17 protein-coding genes are annotated in these 17,232 nt (G+C 40.3%); 14 read left to right on the top strand and 3 right to left on the bottom strand.

What is annotated here, in order from left to right; translation table 11 throughout:
• The first annotated feature begins 454 nt into the window (after nucleotides 1-454).
• From H9635_RS06145 to H9635_RS06130, 4 genes are read left to right on the top strand one after another with little or no spacing between them, the layout of a single operon-like run.
• A complete protein-coding gene (locus H9635_RS06145) occupies nucleotides 455-871 on the top strand; it encodes a DUF6188 family protein (RefSeq protein WP_191699269.1) in 417 nt (138 codons plus the stop codon).
• A gap of 11 nt (nucleotides 872-882) precedes the next feature.
• Entirely contained in the window at nucleotides 883-1,338 is a 456-nt protein-coding gene (locus tag H9635_RS06140; protein WP_191699268.1) for a DUF3916 domain-containing protein, read from the top strand.
• Complete coding sequence (locus H9635_RS06135) at nucleotides 1,335-2,672, top strand: tetratricopeptide repeat protein (RefSeq protein ID WP_191699267.1); 1,338 nt, start codon at nucleotides 1,335-1,337, stop codon at nucleotides 2,670-2,672. Before H9635_RS06140 ends, H9635_RS06135 begins: the two co-directional genes overlap by 4 nt.
• Complete coding sequence (locus H9635_RS06130) at nucleotides 2,669-3,130, top strand: hypothetical protein (RefSeq protein WP_191699266.1); 462 nt, start codon at nucleotides 2,669-2,671, stop codon at nucleotides 3,128-3,130. The genes H9635_RS06135 and H9635_RS06130 overlap by 4 nt, the downstream gene beginning before the upstream one ends.
• Before the next feature lie 702 nt (nucleotides 3,131-3,832).
• On the opposite strand, the gene H9635_RS06125 is transcribed toward H9635_RS06130, so the two are convergent.
• The 3 genes from H9635_RS06125 to H9635_RS06115 all read right to left on the bottom strand — a co-directional run bounded on the left by H9635_RS06125 (nucleotide 3,833) and on the right by H9635_RS06115 (nucleotide 7,201).
• Nucleotides 3,833-4,588, bottom strand: a complete 756-nt coding sequence (locus H9635_RS06125) for a class I SAM-dependent methyltransferase (protein ID WP_191699265.1) — start codon at nucleotides 4,586-4,588, stop codon at nucleotides 3,833-3,835.
• Nucleotides 4,589-4,665: 77 nt separating this feature from the next.
• Nucleotides 4,666-5,949, bottom strand: a complete 1,284-nt coding sequence (locus tag H9635_RS06120) for an alkaline phosphatase family protein (protein WP_191699264.1) — start codon at nucleotides 5,947-5,949, stop codon at nucleotides 4,666-4,668.
• Nucleotides 5,950-5,953: 4 nt separating this feature from the next.
• A complete protein-coding gene (locus tag H9635_RS06115) occupies nucleotides 5,954-7,201 on the bottom strand; it encodes an MFS transporter (RefSeq protein WP_191699263.1) in 1,248 nt (415 codons plus the stop codon).
• Between the two features lie 155 nt (nucleotides 7,202-7,356).
• Between H9635_RS06115 and H9635_RS06110 the strand changes: the two genes are divergently transcribed.
• The 10 genes from H9635_RS06110 to H9635_RS06065 all read left to right on the top strand — a co-directional run bounded on the left by H9635_RS06110 (nucleotide 7,357) and on the right by H9635_RS06065 (nucleotide 17,216).
• Entirely contained in the window at nucleotides 7,357-8,529 is a 1,173-nt protein-coding gene (locus H9635_RS06110; protein WP_191699262.1) for an MDR family MFS transporter, read from the top strand.
• A gap of 263 nt (nucleotides 8,530-8,792) precedes the next feature.
• Nucleotides 8,793-9,500, top strand: coding sequence for a CoA transferase subunit A (locus H9635_RS06105; protein ID WP_191699261.1), 708 nt, complete (start codon nucleotides 8,793-8,795; stop codon nucleotides 9,498-9,500).
• Complete coding sequence (locus H9635_RS06100; RefSeq protein WP_191699260.1) at nucleotides 9,497-10,147, top strand: CoA transferase subunit B; 651 nt, start codon at nucleotides 9,497-9,499, stop codon at nucleotides 10,145-10,147. Before H9635_RS06105 ends, H9635_RS06100 begins: the two co-directional genes overlap by 4 nt.
• Before the next feature lie 164 nt (nucleotides 10,148-10,311).
• Nucleotides 10,312-10,929 carry a TetR/AcrR family transcriptional regulator gene (locus tag H9635_RS06095; protein WP_191699259.1) on the top strand — a complete coding sequence of 206 codons (618 nt, stop codon included), beginning with the start codon at nucleotides 10,312-10,314 and terminating at the stop codon, nucleotides 10,927-10,929.
• A gap of 97 nt (nucleotides 10,930-11,026) precedes the next feature.
• Nucleotides 11,027-12,169, top strand: a complete 1,143-nt coding sequence (locus H9635_RS06090) for an acyl-CoA dehydrogenase family protein (RefSeq protein ID WP_191699258.1) — start codon at nucleotides 11,027-11,029, stop codon at nucleotides 12,167-12,169.
• Nucleotides 12,170-12,195: 26 nt separating this feature from the next.
• Nucleotides 12,196-13,839: an AMP-binding protein gene (locus H9635_RS06085; protein ID WP_191699257.1), complete on the top strand. Its 1,644-nt coding sequence runs from the start codon at nucleotides 12,196-12,198 to the stop codon at nucleotides 13,837-13,839.
• Nucleotides 13,840-13,851: 12 nt separating this feature from the next.
• Nucleotides 13,852-15,213, top strand: a complete 1,362-nt coding sequence (locus tag H9635_RS06080; RefSeq protein ID WP_191699256.1) for an acetyl-CoA carboxylase biotin carboxylase subunit — start codon at nucleotides 13,852-13,854, stop codon at nucleotides 15,211-15,213.
• Nucleotides 15,214-15,305: 92 nt separating this feature from the next.
• The gene (locus H9635_RS06075) at nucleotides 15,306-15,518 is read left to right on the top strand and encodes an acetyl-CoA carboxylase biotin carboxyl carrier protein subunit (RefSeq protein WP_191699255.1); all 213 of its coding nucleotides are present in this window, start codon (nucleotides 15,306-15,308) and stop codon (nucleotides 15,516-15,518) included.
• 13 nt (nucleotides 15,519-15,531) lie between these two features.
• Complete coding sequence (locus H9635_RS06070; protein ID WP_191699254.1) at nucleotides 15,532-16,452, top strand: hydroxymethylglutaryl-CoA lyase; 921 nt, start codon at nucleotides 15,532-15,534, stop codon at nucleotides 16,450-16,452.
• The gene (locus tag H9635_RS06065; protein WP_191699253.1) at nucleotides 16,437-17,216 is read left to right on the top strand and encodes an enoyl-CoA hydratase; all 780 of its coding nucleotides are present in this window, start codon (nucleotides 16,437-16,439) and stop codon (nucleotides 17,214-17,216) included. The genes H9635_RS06070 and H9635_RS06065 overlap by 16 nt, the downstream gene beginning before the upstream one ends.
• Nucleotides 17,217-17,232 lie beyond the last annotated feature (16 nt).

Genomic DNA, 17,232 nt, shown 5'->3' with positions numbered 1-17,232 from the left:
TTTAAGTAAGCAAAATCCAATTTATTTATGGAATAAGTTGGAGATACAAAATTGAAATAATAAATTTCACTACGGGAAAACGCGTTGAAGCAAGTGTCTTTAAAGCTCGCGTCCGTTGTACAACATTCCGGGCGATGTGGCTACAAAGCTTTTGGAGATTGAATTGTTAATGAGATAAATAGCGGAAGGAATTTCTGTTATTTTGAAAATGACATAAAGAATGGTCAAATTAAGGGAAGAAAATTCCGTTATTGACCTACAAAACACGAAATTTCAGGATTTTATTTAAAATAACGGTAAAACGGTCCCTTATTTCCCCCTAAATGAGCCCCATCCTTCAAATAACGGTAAAATCTTCCCTTATTTTAGGCGGCCACTGCATGTTATGGGGATGCATCCATTTATAAGCATTTTTGTTTTAAGTAATTCGAGATTGTTAAAAAGGAGACTAAAGATGACGGAACATATACATATACAGCATTTAATGGAAAAATGCTTTCTACATAAAACAATCGATAGTCTTCATTTTTGGGGACCTGTCATACAGTTTTCAACAAGCAATAGTTGCTATGATGAAGTGACACTCCGAATTGAAGGAACGTTTAAGTTGACGCAAAATGGTGAGACAAACGTTGTGAAACGGGAGGCAAACGATAAATTATTGTATTTGACTGCACTCGCTCATCAGAAAGTTTCGTCAGTTCAATTATTACTACCGAACAATCTTTGCCTTCAATTTGTATCAGGAATGCAGCTAGAAGTGATTGGAGATAATGATCAATTTGAGGGCTGGCAATTACAAGCGCAAGTGGACGATGATATCATGTTAATCGTAGCAGGACCTGGGGAGCAATTGACGTTATTTGAATAAAGGAGCTACTTATGAAAAAAGTTAGGGGTAAGAAAAGAAAGCTGTGTATGATTGAGCAAAGATTAATCGAGGCAACACGTGTATTTCCACAGACGTATTACAATGAATTGCACGTAATGAAGTTACCGGCTAGTCAGGCTTTCATAGAAGCGTTACGTCCGAAAGAAAGCGCAAGTATAGCACGATTTTTATTAAACAGTGCAACAGCGTTATTACAACAAAAGCCGCATGACACATATAAAATCGTAGTGCTACTGTTTCCACAACAAATGTGGTATTCACAAATCATTGTGTTTGAGTATGGGCAGGCCTATGATGAATTTTTCACAAGGCAAATCGCAACAGGGAGCTGGCGTGAGGAGAAAGCCACATTTCCAGTTTCTTATAGCCACTGGGTCGGGCGGCAGTTTATCGAAGAAGATGAGCAAGTAATTATTTGCTATACGGAAAGGGACGAAAAGCGATGAAGTTTCTATTCCAGCATGAAGGCGAGCATCTAAATAATAATCAATGGGCATTTGATAACGGCTATATCGAGGGTGATGTAGAAATTTACGTAAATGGTGAGCTCTATTTTTCTGAAAAGAATGTCAACATCGTAGAGTTAGCGATTCAGCTTGGGAAATGGTTACGTTTGGCAGTCAATGGGCAATTAAGTGATTTTACATATGATTCGATTGATTGTGACGAAGCGTTGCTACGTTTTTTTGTGCAGGAACAAGGCGTGCTCGTCCATTCACCGATTAGACGTCAAAAGCTAGGTGAATTATCAGAGGGAACAGTTAAAAAAGCGGTTCTTGGATTTTTAATCGAGTTAAGCATAGCTTTGCACCGAATCGGATACGCTGAGCGACTGGACGACATAATAAAAGGCCTCGTTACAGAAAATACGCGAGCGCTCATTCTGTTAGAGCAAAACGAATATGACGAGGCATTTGCGCTCATTAAAAACTTAGCGAATGAAAGCCCTTCTGTTCAGAGCTTAAACAATTTAGCATGGTATATACTGCGTGAGGAAGAAGACAGAGAGGCAGCAAGGCAGTTGTTAGAGCAAGTGCTTTCGTTACAACCGCAGTCTTCGTTCCCGTACATGATGCTTGGAGAGATCGCTTTGCATAACAAGCAATACGTGGAAGCGAAGCTCTATTTACAGCAGGCACTTCATTTTCAGCAAACAGCGGAAGCGACGTACAATTTAGCCATCACATATTTTCATCTTGGTGAATTCGAGCAAGCTGCCAAAACATTTTCAAATTGCGAAGGTGATTCGGGTTTAACCCAACTACATGAGGTCGTATGCTGGATTCATGCAGGTCAAACGGAGAAGGCCAAGGCACTTTTAGACAATTGGAATGAGGAATCGAGTGATTATACGGGTGCAATTGAAATGGCTGATGTGTATATCGAGTTAGGCTGCTTTGCTGAGGCACGTGTGCAATTTGAAAAAGAGTGGAACCAATATTATGTGACGCCCTATATTGTGAGTCGCTATGCATATACGCTCTGGCAACTGGAAGATTTCAAAACTTGCCAAAAGGTCATTCTTCAAGCAATTCAGCAGAAAAAAGAAGAAATCGTAGAGGAGCGACAAAGAGAGCTAGATGAGCACTGGTCGGCGCAGGACCGTGATGAGTGCCTAATTGAGTGTAATAAGCAGCTCAAAGTGCTTGAAATGCTGCTTTTACGACTTGAACAAGGTGTTGTGCCGCCATTTGAATATGATATGTACCCAGACGGTGGATGTCAGCTATTTGGATGCCCGCAGCATGGGCATCTAGAATACGAGGAGATGACAACATGAATCGAGAGGAAATAAAGCATTACGTTAATGAATTGCATTGGCATTTACCAGAAGAGACACAGCAGGACGCAATAAACTGGCTCGTCGCAAATATGCCACTCAACCAACTGGCCAGCGTTTTTCCAACGTACGGAAAAAGCTACTGGCAAAATAGCGTAAAAGTCGTGATGGAAATCGGTTACCCTTACAATATCGCGGCTTTTCCAAACATGGTCGAACTGTTTCAAGATTTGAACTGGCCAGGGGCAGAAGACGCCGTACAATATTTTCAAACACTTGAAAAGCAAATCGTCACACCATTTTTAGAAGCGGGTGGAAAGCAAGCAATGATAGAGCAGGATGAACAATGGCTTTGGTTTTTATATGCCGTATGCGAGCGATTACAGATGGATCGAGCAGATTTTCGAGACGGAACCGTGTTTGATGCAATGGAAGAAACCTATGCGCGTGATGCGTAATGACTATCATTTTATTGGCGAAATCCCTAATGTTAGAGAATAAGATTGGATTGATATAGATGGTGCGTCATTTGGTTTAACAAATCATACTGGAAGTTTGCCTTCTCCAATGATTCCCGAAACGTTTACTCCACCTATTATTGAGTGGCTGTAAAAATTAATTTGCGCTCTGATATTTAGAAAATAGCAGACGTATAGAGATTCCTAAACACGTAGAGGATGCTATTAATTGTAGAATCATCGCTTAAATAATACCCGAGGAGATTAAAGTCAGATGCAATAGTCTTTGTGAGTCCTAATTATTAAACTTTATTTGAGGAATATATAATTCAAATTTTTTTTAACAGCACCAATTAAAAAACGGATACTTTAAAAATTGATTGGAATGGAGGGCGAGTATAGCTGACGGCTAACGCCTTTCGCTACAAGCAAAGCTTCCTGCGGGAACAGCAAAATTTATTTTGCGACGAGTAACCGCAGGAGCAATTATTTATGCGACGAGTAACCGCAGGAGCAATTATTTATGCGACGAGTAATCGCAGGAGCAATTATTTATGCGACGAGTAATCGCAGGAGCACCGACGCCTGAGACGTTCGTGTAAAGCCGTGCCCGCGGATAGCGTCCCGGAATGATAATAAATTTTTTATGCCAGCGAAAAAAATCCATTTCCCCCAAGGAGAATAATGGTTTAGGCACCCGTATTAAACTTCCTTTAACTTTGCATGAATCACCATCGAAATGCTATTTGCATTAAAGCTTGCTTTTGTCCAGGAACCATAAAGATGAATCAGTTCAAATCCATGCTGCTCTAAAAGCCGTTTCATTTCTATTGGATATGTATATCTTAAATTAATACTATCTACATATTCGTTTTGTGTAGATTTATAGGTGGAAGTACAATGTAAAACTTGTGTTAATGGATCATACTTTTCCTGATTTACGACGGTGAATGTTTCACCATTTTTCTCTATAGATTCCTCATAAATTTCGTCTTTCGCAAGTTCATGGAGAATCGGATTTCGCGTATCAAATAGAAATTCGCCACCTGGGTTTAAATGCTTTTTGACTGATATAAAAAGAGCATCCTGGCTTTCATTCGTTAAGAAATGTTGAAATGAATTACCGGTCATATAAATAAAATTGGATGTAATCGGTAAGTTCAATTGTGTGCAGTCTTGTACACTCAAATGAATATCAACATCTTCGCTAAGGGCCTTTTTCCGTGCGAAATCCAGCATACCTTGATCAATATCAACACCATAAACCATATGACCTTTTTTTGCTAATGGGATGGCCAAGCGTCCTGTACCACAAGCAAGTTCAATAATGGCGCTCTTGTTTTCTCCTAAATGAGCCTTGATAAAATCTAAATCTGCTGTGTAATTTTTATAAGTCTCGTCATATTCTTCCGGTAGTTTGTATTTAGAGAGATTATCACTGAATTCATTTATTAACATATAGTTAGTTACCTCGCAATTTTGGTTAAGTTGAAAAGCCGTCTATCAGTAAAATGACAAACGGCTTAAAGAAGTCATCACTTAAATATTTCGGTTAACGCCCGGCCATCTGTATTAGGTAAATCAAGATTTAATATATGTGCAATTGTAGGACCAATGTCGACAACACTTACTTCACCAATATCAGTGCCGGCAATGACCTGATTACCTGAAATAATTAAATTACTCGTATAATTCGCTTTAGATGGTAAATAACCATGTGTTGCGTATTTTTTACCTTGTGCATGTAAATCAATAATCGCTTCCTGTAAGTGGTCATCTCCAAAAGAGTAGCCTTCCTTTGCTTCAATCATAAAACGGAATTGATTATTTACATGGAGTTCGTTCAGCTCTTGTGTACTTAAAATGGCTTCTATGCCATAGGATTCATGTTGCTTTGCATCTTGTAAAATGGAAAGAGCAATTCTTTCCGCATCGGAATCTCCTGGTTGCACATGCAAATAGGCAGCGCCACCAGCACCTTGCACATAGGCACGCCAATGCCATGCTCCATGCTGCTCATAAATTAGACCCTCTTCATAAAATAACCGATTTAAATACACTTTATATTGAACATCAAGCTGGCTATGATCCCCAACAATTATAAAAGTCGTTTCATCATAAATGCCGGCATCTTTTGTCGCCTGAACTAAATCACCGATACGCCGATCCATACGATCGATGACTTGTTCAATATGTGCCCCTTGTGTACCGTGCAAGTGCTTTGAATCATCCAAATCGATTAAATGCATAAGCAGTAAATTGGGCTTTTTCTTTTTAATTGTATCGACTGCACAAACTGTTGTGAAGTCATCCAAATTAGGTTGGTTAATTCCTTGTCTGATTTTGCCGTATTTTAATTCCATCTGGAGCGTGAATAATTTACTTCCGCTTTTCAAAATCTTTAATGCCTGGTTTTCATTTTTGACTGCTTTAATTTCAGGAATATTGTAATTGATTTGTGCTTTTCCTGTTACTGGCCATAATAATCCTGCTGTTGTAAGACCCTTTTTATGAGCGGCCTCATACACAGTTGGCGCTTGAATATCCTTCCTGAACCAATGCCAGTTTTGTTCGCTTTCAGGCACGAAAGGCTGGAACGGATTATTATGAAATACACCGTGTTTATCTGGATACATACCCGTCACATACGAACTGTGAATAACATAGGTGAGGGTCGGATACACACTTTTTACTAAATTTGTGGAAGCACCATTTTCAATTAACTTTGCCAAATTCGATTTCGACTTTGCGCTTTCCCAGTTATCGATGGAAAAAGCGTCGTACGAAACGACGATGACATATTTACTTTTTTGTGTCATATAATCACCTTACTGTTCTTGTTTGTTGACCTACATCTTTTGGAAGCATGAGGAATACGATGAGACCGATAATAAATAATGGAATAATTGATAAAATACTATATCTTGCTTCACCTGTTAATGTAGTTGTCAATGCCATTAAAAAGGGACCGATAATCGCAGCGAACTTGCCGAAAATATTATAAAAGCCGAAAAATTCGTTCGATCGTTCTTTCGGTATAATTTTTCCATAGTACGATCGGCTAAGGGCCTGAATTCCGCCTTGCGCAGAGCCAATCATAATCCCAAGCACAAAGATATGCCACATTTCAGATATGAAAAATGCCGCAATACATACAACCATATATGTCGTAATACCGGCAATAATCATCGAGCGTGTGGAATATTTTTTAGCAAGAGAACCATAGAGAAGGGCAAATGGAAAAGCAACAATTTGAATGACGAGTAAAATTCCTAATAGCATAAATGTATTTAAACTATCTGGTCCTAAAACGCTCGTTGCATAAGGTACTACCATTTTAATAATCGTATCGACTCCATCGATATAGCAGAAATAGGCGATTAAAAATAAGAATACGATTTTATAATCTTTAATGTTTAAAAACGTCTGACCTAATCGTTTAAAGCTGTTACCAACCGGATTTGGTTCTGGTTCGATATAATGACGCTGCTTCACATCACGAATCATCGGGATTGTCAGTAATCCCCACCATAATGCTGTAATACAAAAACCGATTTGATAGCCAATCGCTTCATCCATTCCCATTACGAAAATAACGGCTAAACTAATTCCAAAAGGGATGACGCTTGAAATGTAGCCGAATGCAAAACCGGATGAGGATACTTTATCCATCTTTTCATCTGTCGTAACATCAACTAAGAAAGAATCATAGAAAATATTTGCTCCGGCAAAACCAATGCAGGATAAAATGTACATGACAATTAATAGCTGCCATTGTCCACTTTCAGGTGAAATAAATGTAAAGGAAAGAGTAGAAATAATACCGACTAATGCAAAAAAGGTGAAGAAACGTTTTTTCTTATCTTTGTAATCTGCAAATGCTCCTAAAATGGGGCTAAGTACAGCAACAAATATACTGGCAAGTGAATTAAAGTACCCCAAGTCCATATTATTTACCCCATTAAACATACCAAAGACAATTGGAAACAGGGCAGTTGTAATGGCTATTGAATAAGCTGAATTCCCACAATCATACAATATCCACGATTTCTCTTCTTTCGTAAGTTTCACTTGAATTTCCCTCCTAACCTATTATTTTCTGCAATTATACCATTTTACTGGAAATGAAGAGATAAAATATTGAAAATTCACATTAGTGAAATATTATTTACGGAAGTTATGTATAATGGAAATTACATCCAATGAAAAACTAGAGGAGACAATGTATGCAAAGAATTTTTCAATATTTCCATCCACTTGTATGGATCATATTAAGCGGAACAATTTTTGTTCGAACAGCCAGTTTTATGGCTATCCCGTTTTTAGCTTTATATTTACATAATGAACTTCAAGCCTCTCCTTTGTTAATCGGTGTGACAATTGGAATAGCCCCGTTATTTTCAACGTTTGGCGGCTTAATCGGCGGGTATTTAACCGATCGTTTTGGACGAAAAGCAGTTATTATTATTACCGTCTTTATATGGAGCCTCACATTCGTTGGTTTTGCATTGGCTCCTTCTGCTGTTTATTTCGTTTTGTTGAATGCAGTTAATGGATTATGTCGCTCATTTTTTGAACCAGGTACACAAGCATTAATGATTGATTTTACGGAGGATGCTAAAAAAAGGCGCCTCTTTTCCGTACGCTATACGGCAATTAATATTGCGGCTGTTATGGGTCCACTGCTTGGAGTATGGGTCGCTAGCTTGGCAAGTCCGGCAACACCGTTTATGATTACAGGCTTTATGTATGCGTTATATGGTTTATTTTTAATCATTGTTTTAAATCGCTATGAAATGAAGCAAAAAAGACTTAGTTCAAAGCATCAAATTAGAACGATTTTGAGCGCGGTTTTTCATGATCAAAAGCTATTGCTGTTTATCGCAGGAGGCATTTTAATTACAGTTGGCTATTCCCAGTTTAACTCGACACTACCGCAATTTATTAACATGAATGTGGAAGATGGGGTGAAGCTGTTTTCTTATGTGATCGTCGCGAACTCCATAACGGTATTAGCATTTCAGCTGCCTTTAACCGTAGTAAGTGAGAGAATTTCGATTTATTCTTCGCTAAAAATAGGCGTAGTCATCTTTGCAGTCGGGTTATTTTTGTTTGGTGTTTCCGATAGTTCGTGGATGTTCATCGCGAGTATGATTGTGTTTTCGGTCGGTGAAATTTTCTGTTTTCCTATGATGAATGCAGTGATAGAAGAAATTGCACCGGAAGATCAAAAGGGAACATATCTTGGTGCTTCCCAGTTTAAAAATATTGGCGGCTTTATCGGCCCAATACTGGGAGGCTGGTTATTAACAGCTTCAATCAATTATATGTTTGCAATTATTTCCTTAATCATGTTATGTAGTATTTTTATATATAACCGTGCACAGAGGCTGACTTAAATTTAACTTCTTTAATTTAAGCTTTAAGATGTTAATTTTACATGCTGCGTAATTAATAGTATCCAACCTCGTTAATCAATGTTGATTGACGGGGTTTTTTACTGACTTAGGAGAAAAAAGTAAAATGTTATGAGCGTGCTGTCAATAAAACAGGGCTAGCTTTTAAACTAGCATTCTTCGTATTAGAAAATTCAGAATTTTAATTTGCTATTCTAAAATAACCTGTTTATAATGATGTTAATTTTACTTAAAGGAGGAATATTGTGCATAAAGTAGAGAAAAACATACATGGAATTGTCGGAGAAGTGCAAGATGGTGCAACCATATTAGTCGGTGGATTCGGACTTTGTGGTATTCCTGAACTAGCAATCGAGGCTATTCGTCAAAAAGGCATCAAAGATTTGACGGTTGTCAGCAATAATTGCGGTGTTGACGATTGGGGGCTTGGATTATTACTAGCGAACAAGCAAATCAAAAAAATGATTGCATCTTATGTAGGGGAAAATAAGACTTTTGAGCAACAATTTTTAAGCGGAGAGCTAGAAGTTGAACTGACGCCTCAAGGGACATTGGCAGAGCGTATCCGAGCAGGCGGTGCTGGTATCCCGGCGTTTTACACAGCTACTGGAGTGGGGACACTCATTGCAGAGGGAAAACCGGTTAAGGAATTTGACGGCAAAGAGTATATTGAGGAACGTGCAATTGTAGGGGATTATGCCTTTGTAAAAGCATGGAAGGCTGACAAACTAGGGAATCTTGTCTATCGTAAAACGGCCCGAAATTTTAATCCAATTATGGCTACTGCAGGGAAAATTACAATTGCTGAAGTTGAGGAAATCGTCGAAGTTGGGGAACTGAACCCCGATGAAATCCATACGCCAGCCGTATTCGTTCAACATGTAATTCTAGGTGAAGGCTACGAAAAGAAAATTGAAAAACGCACAATAAAAGTAGAGGAGGCTATTGGATGAGTGTAAAAGAGCGGATTGTTAAACGAGCGGTAAAGGAAATCAGAAACGGCATGAACGTCAACCTCGGTATTGGTATGCCGACTTTAGTTGCAAATGAAATTCCGAGTGATTATCAGGTGCTATTGCAATCAGAAAACGGACTGTTAGGTATTGGGCCATATCCGGATGAAAGCGAAGTAGATCCTGATTTAATCAATGCAGGAAAAGAGACTGTAACAGCGGTACCCGGCGCATCCTTCTTCGATAGCGCTGAAAGTTTTGCCATGATTCGTGGTGGACATATCGACGTCGCTATCCTTGGAGGCATGGAAGTGTCTGAGAAAGGTGATTTAGCGAACTGGATGATTCCAGGAAAAATGGTCAAGGGTATGGGTGGCGCTATGGATCTTGTGCAAGGAGCGAAGCGAGTTATCGTTATCATGGAGCATGTATCGAAATACGGAGAATCAAAGATTAAGAAGGAATGTACGTTGCCACTGACTGGGAAAAAAGTTGTTCATCGTCTCATTACGGAATTGGCTGTCTTTGATTTTACCGAAAAAGGAATGGTTCTGATAGAATTAGCATCCGGCGTTTCTGTAGAGGAAATAAGAGAGAAAACGGAAGCTGACTTCTTGGTTTCTGAAAATCTAATAAAATATACTTGAAGTAGATAAAAATTGTATTTTCGATAAAATTTTGCAAATAAATAATAGACGATGAAATCGAAGAATGCTATAATCATACAAAAATAAGAAGATTAACAGAAAATATGAGTATTTTCGCAGAAAATCATCTTAATTTTAACGGATGATTGATGGGAGGCGAGAAGTTGGTTGTGAAATCGCTAAAAGAACGGATTATTGAAACAGCACTTGACCTTTTTAGGCACAAGGGCTACCACGGTGTATCAGTGGATGAAATTGTGGAAACAGCTGGAACATCTAAGGGCGGATTTTATCATAAATTTAAATCGAAGGATGCCTTGTTATATGAGATACATGATTTGTTCATCTCCCACGTATTAAAAGAAACAAAAAAAGCCTATGAAGAAAATGATACGCCAATCGATAAAGTGACTGCTCTGTTATTTGCATTTACCAATGTATTTGATGTTTATCAACGTCATATTACGGTGTTCTATAATGAAAGCGCTTATTTACCTCTAGAATATAAAAATATCATCAAAGAAAAGCGGAAGGAATACCAAAAGTTGATTGAGCAGGTGATAGAGGAGGGAAAAGAGGGTGGACAATTTCGACCCGAGATTTCTACTACAATTACGACAATGGCAATCATAGGATTGGTGAACTGGACATATAAATGGTACCGGCAGAACGGTAGCTTAACGATGGAGCAGATTACACATCATTTCAATGATTTGATTCTCCGAGGTGTTCTGACAGAGCAAGGTCTTGAGGAAGCTAAAGCGAAAAAGTACATTATGTAAATTTAGTAACAGTCAGGCAATTAAAAGTCTGGTTTTTTTTAAAATAATACAAACCGACTAGTCGGTCTTTAATCCAAAAACTAAGGGGGCTTTAAAAATGAATTTTGAATTATCTAAAGAACAAGAAATGATTCGTGATATGGTACGTGAGTTTGCGCAAGCTGAAATTGCTCCACATGCACGTGAGCTGGATGAGAAGCATCAGTTTAGAAAAGAAAGCTTCGATAAGATGGGAGAACTTGGATTATTTGGAATTCCATTTCCTGAAGAATACGGCGGGTCAGGCGGAGACACTATTTCCTTTGCATTAGCCGTGGAAGAAATCGGTCGTGCATGTGGAGGAACAGGCTTAAGCTATGCAGCCGCTGTCAGCTTAGGCGCAACCCCTTTTTATAACTTTGGTACAGAGGAGCAGAAGCTAGAATACCTTGTTCCAATGGCGCAAGGAAAGACGTTCGGTTCGTTTGGACTTACGGAGCCAAATGCGGGATCTGATGCAGGGGGTACTCGGACAAATGCTTATCTCGAAGGAAATGAGTGGGTCATTAACGGCGAGAAATGTTGGATTACGAATGCCAGTTATGCCCGTCAAATTGTAGTGACGGCTGTTACGGGAAAAGATGAGCGTGGGAAGAATATTATAACGGCAATCATCGTTCCAACTGACACACCAGGCGTAACGATCCGTTCTGAATATCAAAAAATGGGTGTGCGTGCATCGAATACATGTGAAATTGTTTTGGAAAACGTTCGAGTACCAAAAGAAAACGTGTTGGGAGACGAAAAAAAGGGATTTGGTCAATTTTTAAATACGCTGGATGGAGGTCGTATTTCCATCGCTGCACTATCGGTCGGCATTGCGCAGTCCGCATTTGAGAAAGCACTACAATATTCTAAGGAACGTGTACAGTTTGGAAAATCGATTTCTAAATTACAGGCAATTCAGTTTAAATTAGCGGATATGGCGATGGAAATTGAATTGGCACGCAATATGGTAATGAAGGCAGCGTGGCTGAAAGATGAAGGAAAGCCATTTAAAAAAGAAGCCGCATTCGCAAAACTATTTGCGTCAGAAATGGGCTTCCGTACATGTAATCAGGCGATTCAAATCCATGGTGGTTACGGTTATATGGCAGAGTACGATGTAGAACGTCATTTGCGTGACATCAAATTGATGGAAATCGGAGAAGGTACATCTGAAATCCAACGCGTAGTTATTTCACGAGTGTTAGGTTGTTAGTTTTTTGACAAAAGGGAGGAATGCGTATGGCAGAACTTGTTTATCAAACGATTGGCGAGCTACTGGAAGAAAAGGCTGCACAATACCCTAATCGGGAGGCATTAGTTTATTCAGACCGAGATTATCGCATGACATATGCCCAGTTTAACAAACACAGTGATTTAGTCGCAAAAGCGTTAATGGCAATTGAACTTGAAAAAGGACATCATTTCTCGGTTTGGACGACAAATGTTCCGCAGTGGCCGGGACTTCAATTTGGGTCAGGGAAGATGGGCGCACCGCTAGTCACTGTGAATACGAGTTACCGGACAAGCGAGTTGGAATATTTACTTAAGCAATCTGATTCAAGGGCGATTATTTTAATCGACAACTACCGGGATCATGCATTCATTGATACTTTATATGACTTATGTCCAGAGTTGAAAGAATGTGAGCCAGGTAAATTACAAAGTACCCGACTTCCACTTTTAAAAAGCGTTGTCGTAATTAGTGATAAAAAATATCCTGGGACGTTCACCTACGAGGAATTTTTGGCGAATGGCAGCCGAATATCAGATGAACAACTAGAGCAACGCAAACAATCCTTAAATTATGATGATGTCATTAATATTCAATATACATCGGGAACGACGGGCTTTCCAAAAGGTGTGATGCTACGGCATTCCAATCTAATTAACAACGCGATCAACATTGCAGAATGCATGAAGCTGACACATGAAGATCGACTATGTATCCCCGTCCCATTTTTCCATTGCTTCGGCTGTGTAATAGGTACACTAGCGATCGTTTCAGTGGGAGGAACGATGGTACCGGTGCAGGAGTTCCATCCTGAGGAAGTACTTCGTACAGTTGAAAAGGAGCAATGCACGGCGCTCCATGGCGTACCAACGATGTTTATCAGTGAGTTAAATTTACCGAATATTTCGAGTTTTGATGTCTCGTCATTGCGAACGGGTGTGATGGCAGGCTCCAATTGTCCTATCGAAGTAATGAGGGACGTGATCAATAAACTTGGTATGGAAGATGTGACGATTTGCTACGGTCAGACCGAGTCTTCACCAGTGTTAACACAAACACGAGTAGATGACCCACTGAATCTGAAAGTAGAGACAGTTGGCCGTGCTTTACCAAATGTGGAAGTGAAAATTATGAAGCCAGGTACAAATGAAGAGGTTCCTCGAGGGGAGCAAGGAGAAATTTGTGCTCGGGGCTATGTCGTCATGAAAGGTTATTACAATAATCCGGATGCGACAAAAGAAGCGATCGACACCGATAACTGGCTGCACACGGGCGATCTAGGAACGATGGATGAAAATGGCTATGTCCGTGTTACAGGACGATTGAAGGATATGATTATTAGAGGTGGAGAGAACGTGTATCCTCGTGAAATAGAAGAATTCCTTTATCAACATCCAAAAGTGCTAGATGTACAAGTGACCGGCGTTCCGGATGAGAAGTACGGCGAGGAAGTAGCGGCATGGATTATCCTGAAAGAAGGGCAGACAGCGGTGGAAGAAGAAATAAGGGATTTCTGCAAAGGGAAAATATCGAGGCATAAAATACCGCGCTATATCTTTTTTGTCGACAGTTACCCAATGACCGCGTCAGGAAAAATACAGAAGTTCAAAATTCGTGAACAGTTTGCAAGTTTAGTGAAAACAATGCATTAGGGAGGTTGAAATATGTTCAAAAAGGTACTCATTGCCAATCGAGGCGAAATCGCGCGCCGCATTATCAGAACGTGTAACCGATTAGGCATCGAAACGGTGGCAATTTATTCGGAGGCTGATGCGAACAGTCTGCATGTAAAAGAGGCAACAGAAAGCTTCTGTATTGGTAAACCACCAGTAACACAAAGCTATTTAAATATAGATTCCATTTTAGATGTGGCAAAGCAAACAGGTTCTGATGCCATTCATCCAGGCTATGGCTTATTATCTGAAAATGCAACATTTGCCAAACGTGTAGAGGAGGCAGGATTAACGTTTATCGGACCAAAATTTGAGGTCATTCAATCAATGGGCAGCAAAATAGAGGCACGAAAAACGATGGAGCAAGCTGGAGTGCCAATTGTGCAGGGGGTTAATGAACCAATCGCTGATACAGATGAAGCTGCAAAAATTGCAGAGGACATTGGGTATCCTGTCATGTTAAAAGCATCTGCAGGTGGCGGTGGAATCGGTATGCAGCTGGTCAACAATGAACAGGAGCTGCGTAAGGCATTCGAAGGAAATCAAAAACGTGCGCAAAGCTTCTTTGGTGACGGGACGATGTTTATCGAAAAATTCATTGCAGAACCCCATCATATTGAAGTGCAGGTGCTAGCTGATGCATTTGGCAGCGTTATTCCCGTCTATGAGCGTGAATGTTCTATACAGCGTCGCAATCAGAAAGTGGTAGAGGAAGCTCCTTCTCCGTTCATATCAGAAGAGACACGTAAGAAAATGTTAGATGCCGCAGTGAATGCAGCAAAACATATTGGCTACACAAATGCTGGCACGATTGAGTTTTTAGTGGACTGTGATCAAAACTTCTACTTCCTAGAGATGAATACCCGCTTACAGGTGGAACATCCGGTAACAGAAGAGATTACAGGACTGGATCTTGTTGAGCAGCAGTTGAAGATAGCAAATGGCGAAAAGCTTGCCTTTACAAGAGAGGATATTCAACAAAAAGGGCACGCGATTGAGGTGCGTATTTATGCGGAACATCCCGTAACCTTCTTCCCGTCACCAGGGAAAATTACGAAACTAGTATTACCTGAAGGAGAAGGGATTCGACATGAGGTAGCTGTGGAAACAGGAAGCGAGGTAACTCCTTTTTATGATCCAATGATTGGAAAGCTTGTTGTGTTTGGTTCAACACGAGAGGAAGCATGTGTAAGGTTAGCCGATGCATTGCGCAGTTATGTAGTGGAAGGTATTCAAACGAATATACCGATGCTGCTTGAAACTGTCACACATGAGCAATTTTTAGCAGGTAGCACTACAACTAAGTTTGTGGAGGAATACTATTTACCAAAAACAAAAGCAGTCGGTAAATAAGAGGAGAAGAGGCGCAAAAGATTGAACTTTGGCGAGATCGTATCTACTGCGTGCCACTTCTCTACACTTTATATTAAATGGAGGAATAATATATGACAATAGTAAAAGCGAGTATGGCAGGAACAGTATGGAAGATTTTAGTGAAAGAAGGCGAACAAGTAACAGCAGGTCAAGATGTTGCTATTTTGGAATCTATGAAAATGGAGATTCCTATTGTAACTGAAGAAGCAGGGACAGTGAAGCGAATCATTGTAGCTGAAGGCGATTTTATCGATGAAGCAAACGATTTAGTTGAAATCGGATAAGGGAGTGTAGTCTATGCAACTGCCGAAGCAAGTGCAAATAAAAGAAGTAGGGCCACGCGATGGGTTACAAAATGAAACGACTTTTATACCGACGGAAGAGAAAATCCAGCTCGTTAATCGTTTAAGCGAGTCCGGGCTCAATTACATCGAAGTCACGAGTTTCGTACATCCGAAATGGATTCCACAGTTGGCAGACGCTGTAGAGGTTCTAAAAGAAATTAAGCGAAATAGCGCTATTACGTATGCTGCACTTGTGCCGAACAGTAAAGGGCTAGCACGAGCACTCGACGTCGGTGTCGATGAAGTAAGTATTTTTATGTCAGCAAGTGAGGGCCACAACAAATCGAATATAAACAAATCCATTGATGAGACGTTTCCGATATTAAAGGAAGTTGTGGATGGTGCACTAGCAGCAGGCAAGACCGTACGAGGTTATATCTCTACGGTCATTGCATGCCCCTATGACGGCTATACAAAGCCGGAGCAGGTCGTAAATGTGGCAGAAAAATTGTTTGATATGGGCATTTCAGAACTATCGCTTGGAGATACGACAGGTGTGGGTGTACCGACACAGGTAGATGCGCTACTTCATGAAATGCTGCGTCACTTCAAAGGTGAAAAGCTAGCGATGCATTTTCATGATACACGTGGCACGGCCATCGCTAATGTCATGACAAGTCTTGCACATGGAATTACGAAATTTGATAGTGCAATTGGTGGGCTTGGCGGATGTCCGTATGCTAAGGGGGCATCAGGCAATGTAGCAACTGAAGATTTATTGTATTTCTTGCATGAGATGGGCATCGAAACAGGTGTCAGCTTGGAAAAAATCCAGCAAACAGCCCTTTATGTCGAGGGAATAATCGGCAAAACACTATCTTCAAAGCTAGTTGCTATTGCAAGAGAGGAGGGGGAATCATGCCAAATTTCGTAAAAGTAGAGGTGCAAGACGGGGTAGCAGTGGTCACGTTTATGAGAGCGGAGGCCGCTAATGCGCTATCTGTTCAAATGTTACATGAAATCAATGAGGCACTAGAAGCAATTCACGATGATCGTTCTATCCGTGTTGTTATTGTTACCGGGGACGGAGAAAAGGCCTTCTGTGCTGGAGCCGACCTAAAGGAACGTAAAGGGATGAATGAGGGAGAAACTCGAAAAACCATTGCACTAATTGGAAAGACGATGAATCATTTTGAAGCGCTTGCCCAGCCAGTTATCGCTGCTATTAATGGTGTTGCGTTTGGAGGAGGTCTGGAGCTAGCACTTGCATGTGATATTCGTATAGCTAGCAATACGGCAAAAATGGGCTTGACTGAAACAGCACTTGGCATTATTCCAGGAGCAGGCGGGACACAGCGTCTTCCTCGTCTAATTGGTATAGGAAAGGCAAAAGAGCTAATTTACACTGCCCGTCGTCTGACAGCGGAGGAAGCGTATCAGTACGGGATGATTGAGCACATTACCCAGCCAGAAAAATTGCTTGAACAGGCCAAGGAGCTTGCGTACGAAATCGCCAAAAATGCACCACTTTCACTCATACAGGCAAAAACGGCGATCAATCAGGGGATGCAGACAGATATTTCTACCGGACTCCAAATCGAATCATTGGCATATAGCCGATTACTACAAACGGAAGACCGGATAGAAGGATTGAAGGCTTTCCAAGAAAAACGACCACCAGCTTACAGAGGCAAATAAAAGGAGGATGGAAGAA

The sequence above is a fragment of the Solibacillus faecavium genome (genome assembly GCF_014836905.1).
Classification (GTDB): Bacteria; Bacillota; Bacilli; order Bacillales_A; family Planococcaceae; genus Solibacillus; species Solibacillus faecavium.
This window is presented reverse-complemented; position numbering and strand designations above follow the sequence as displayed.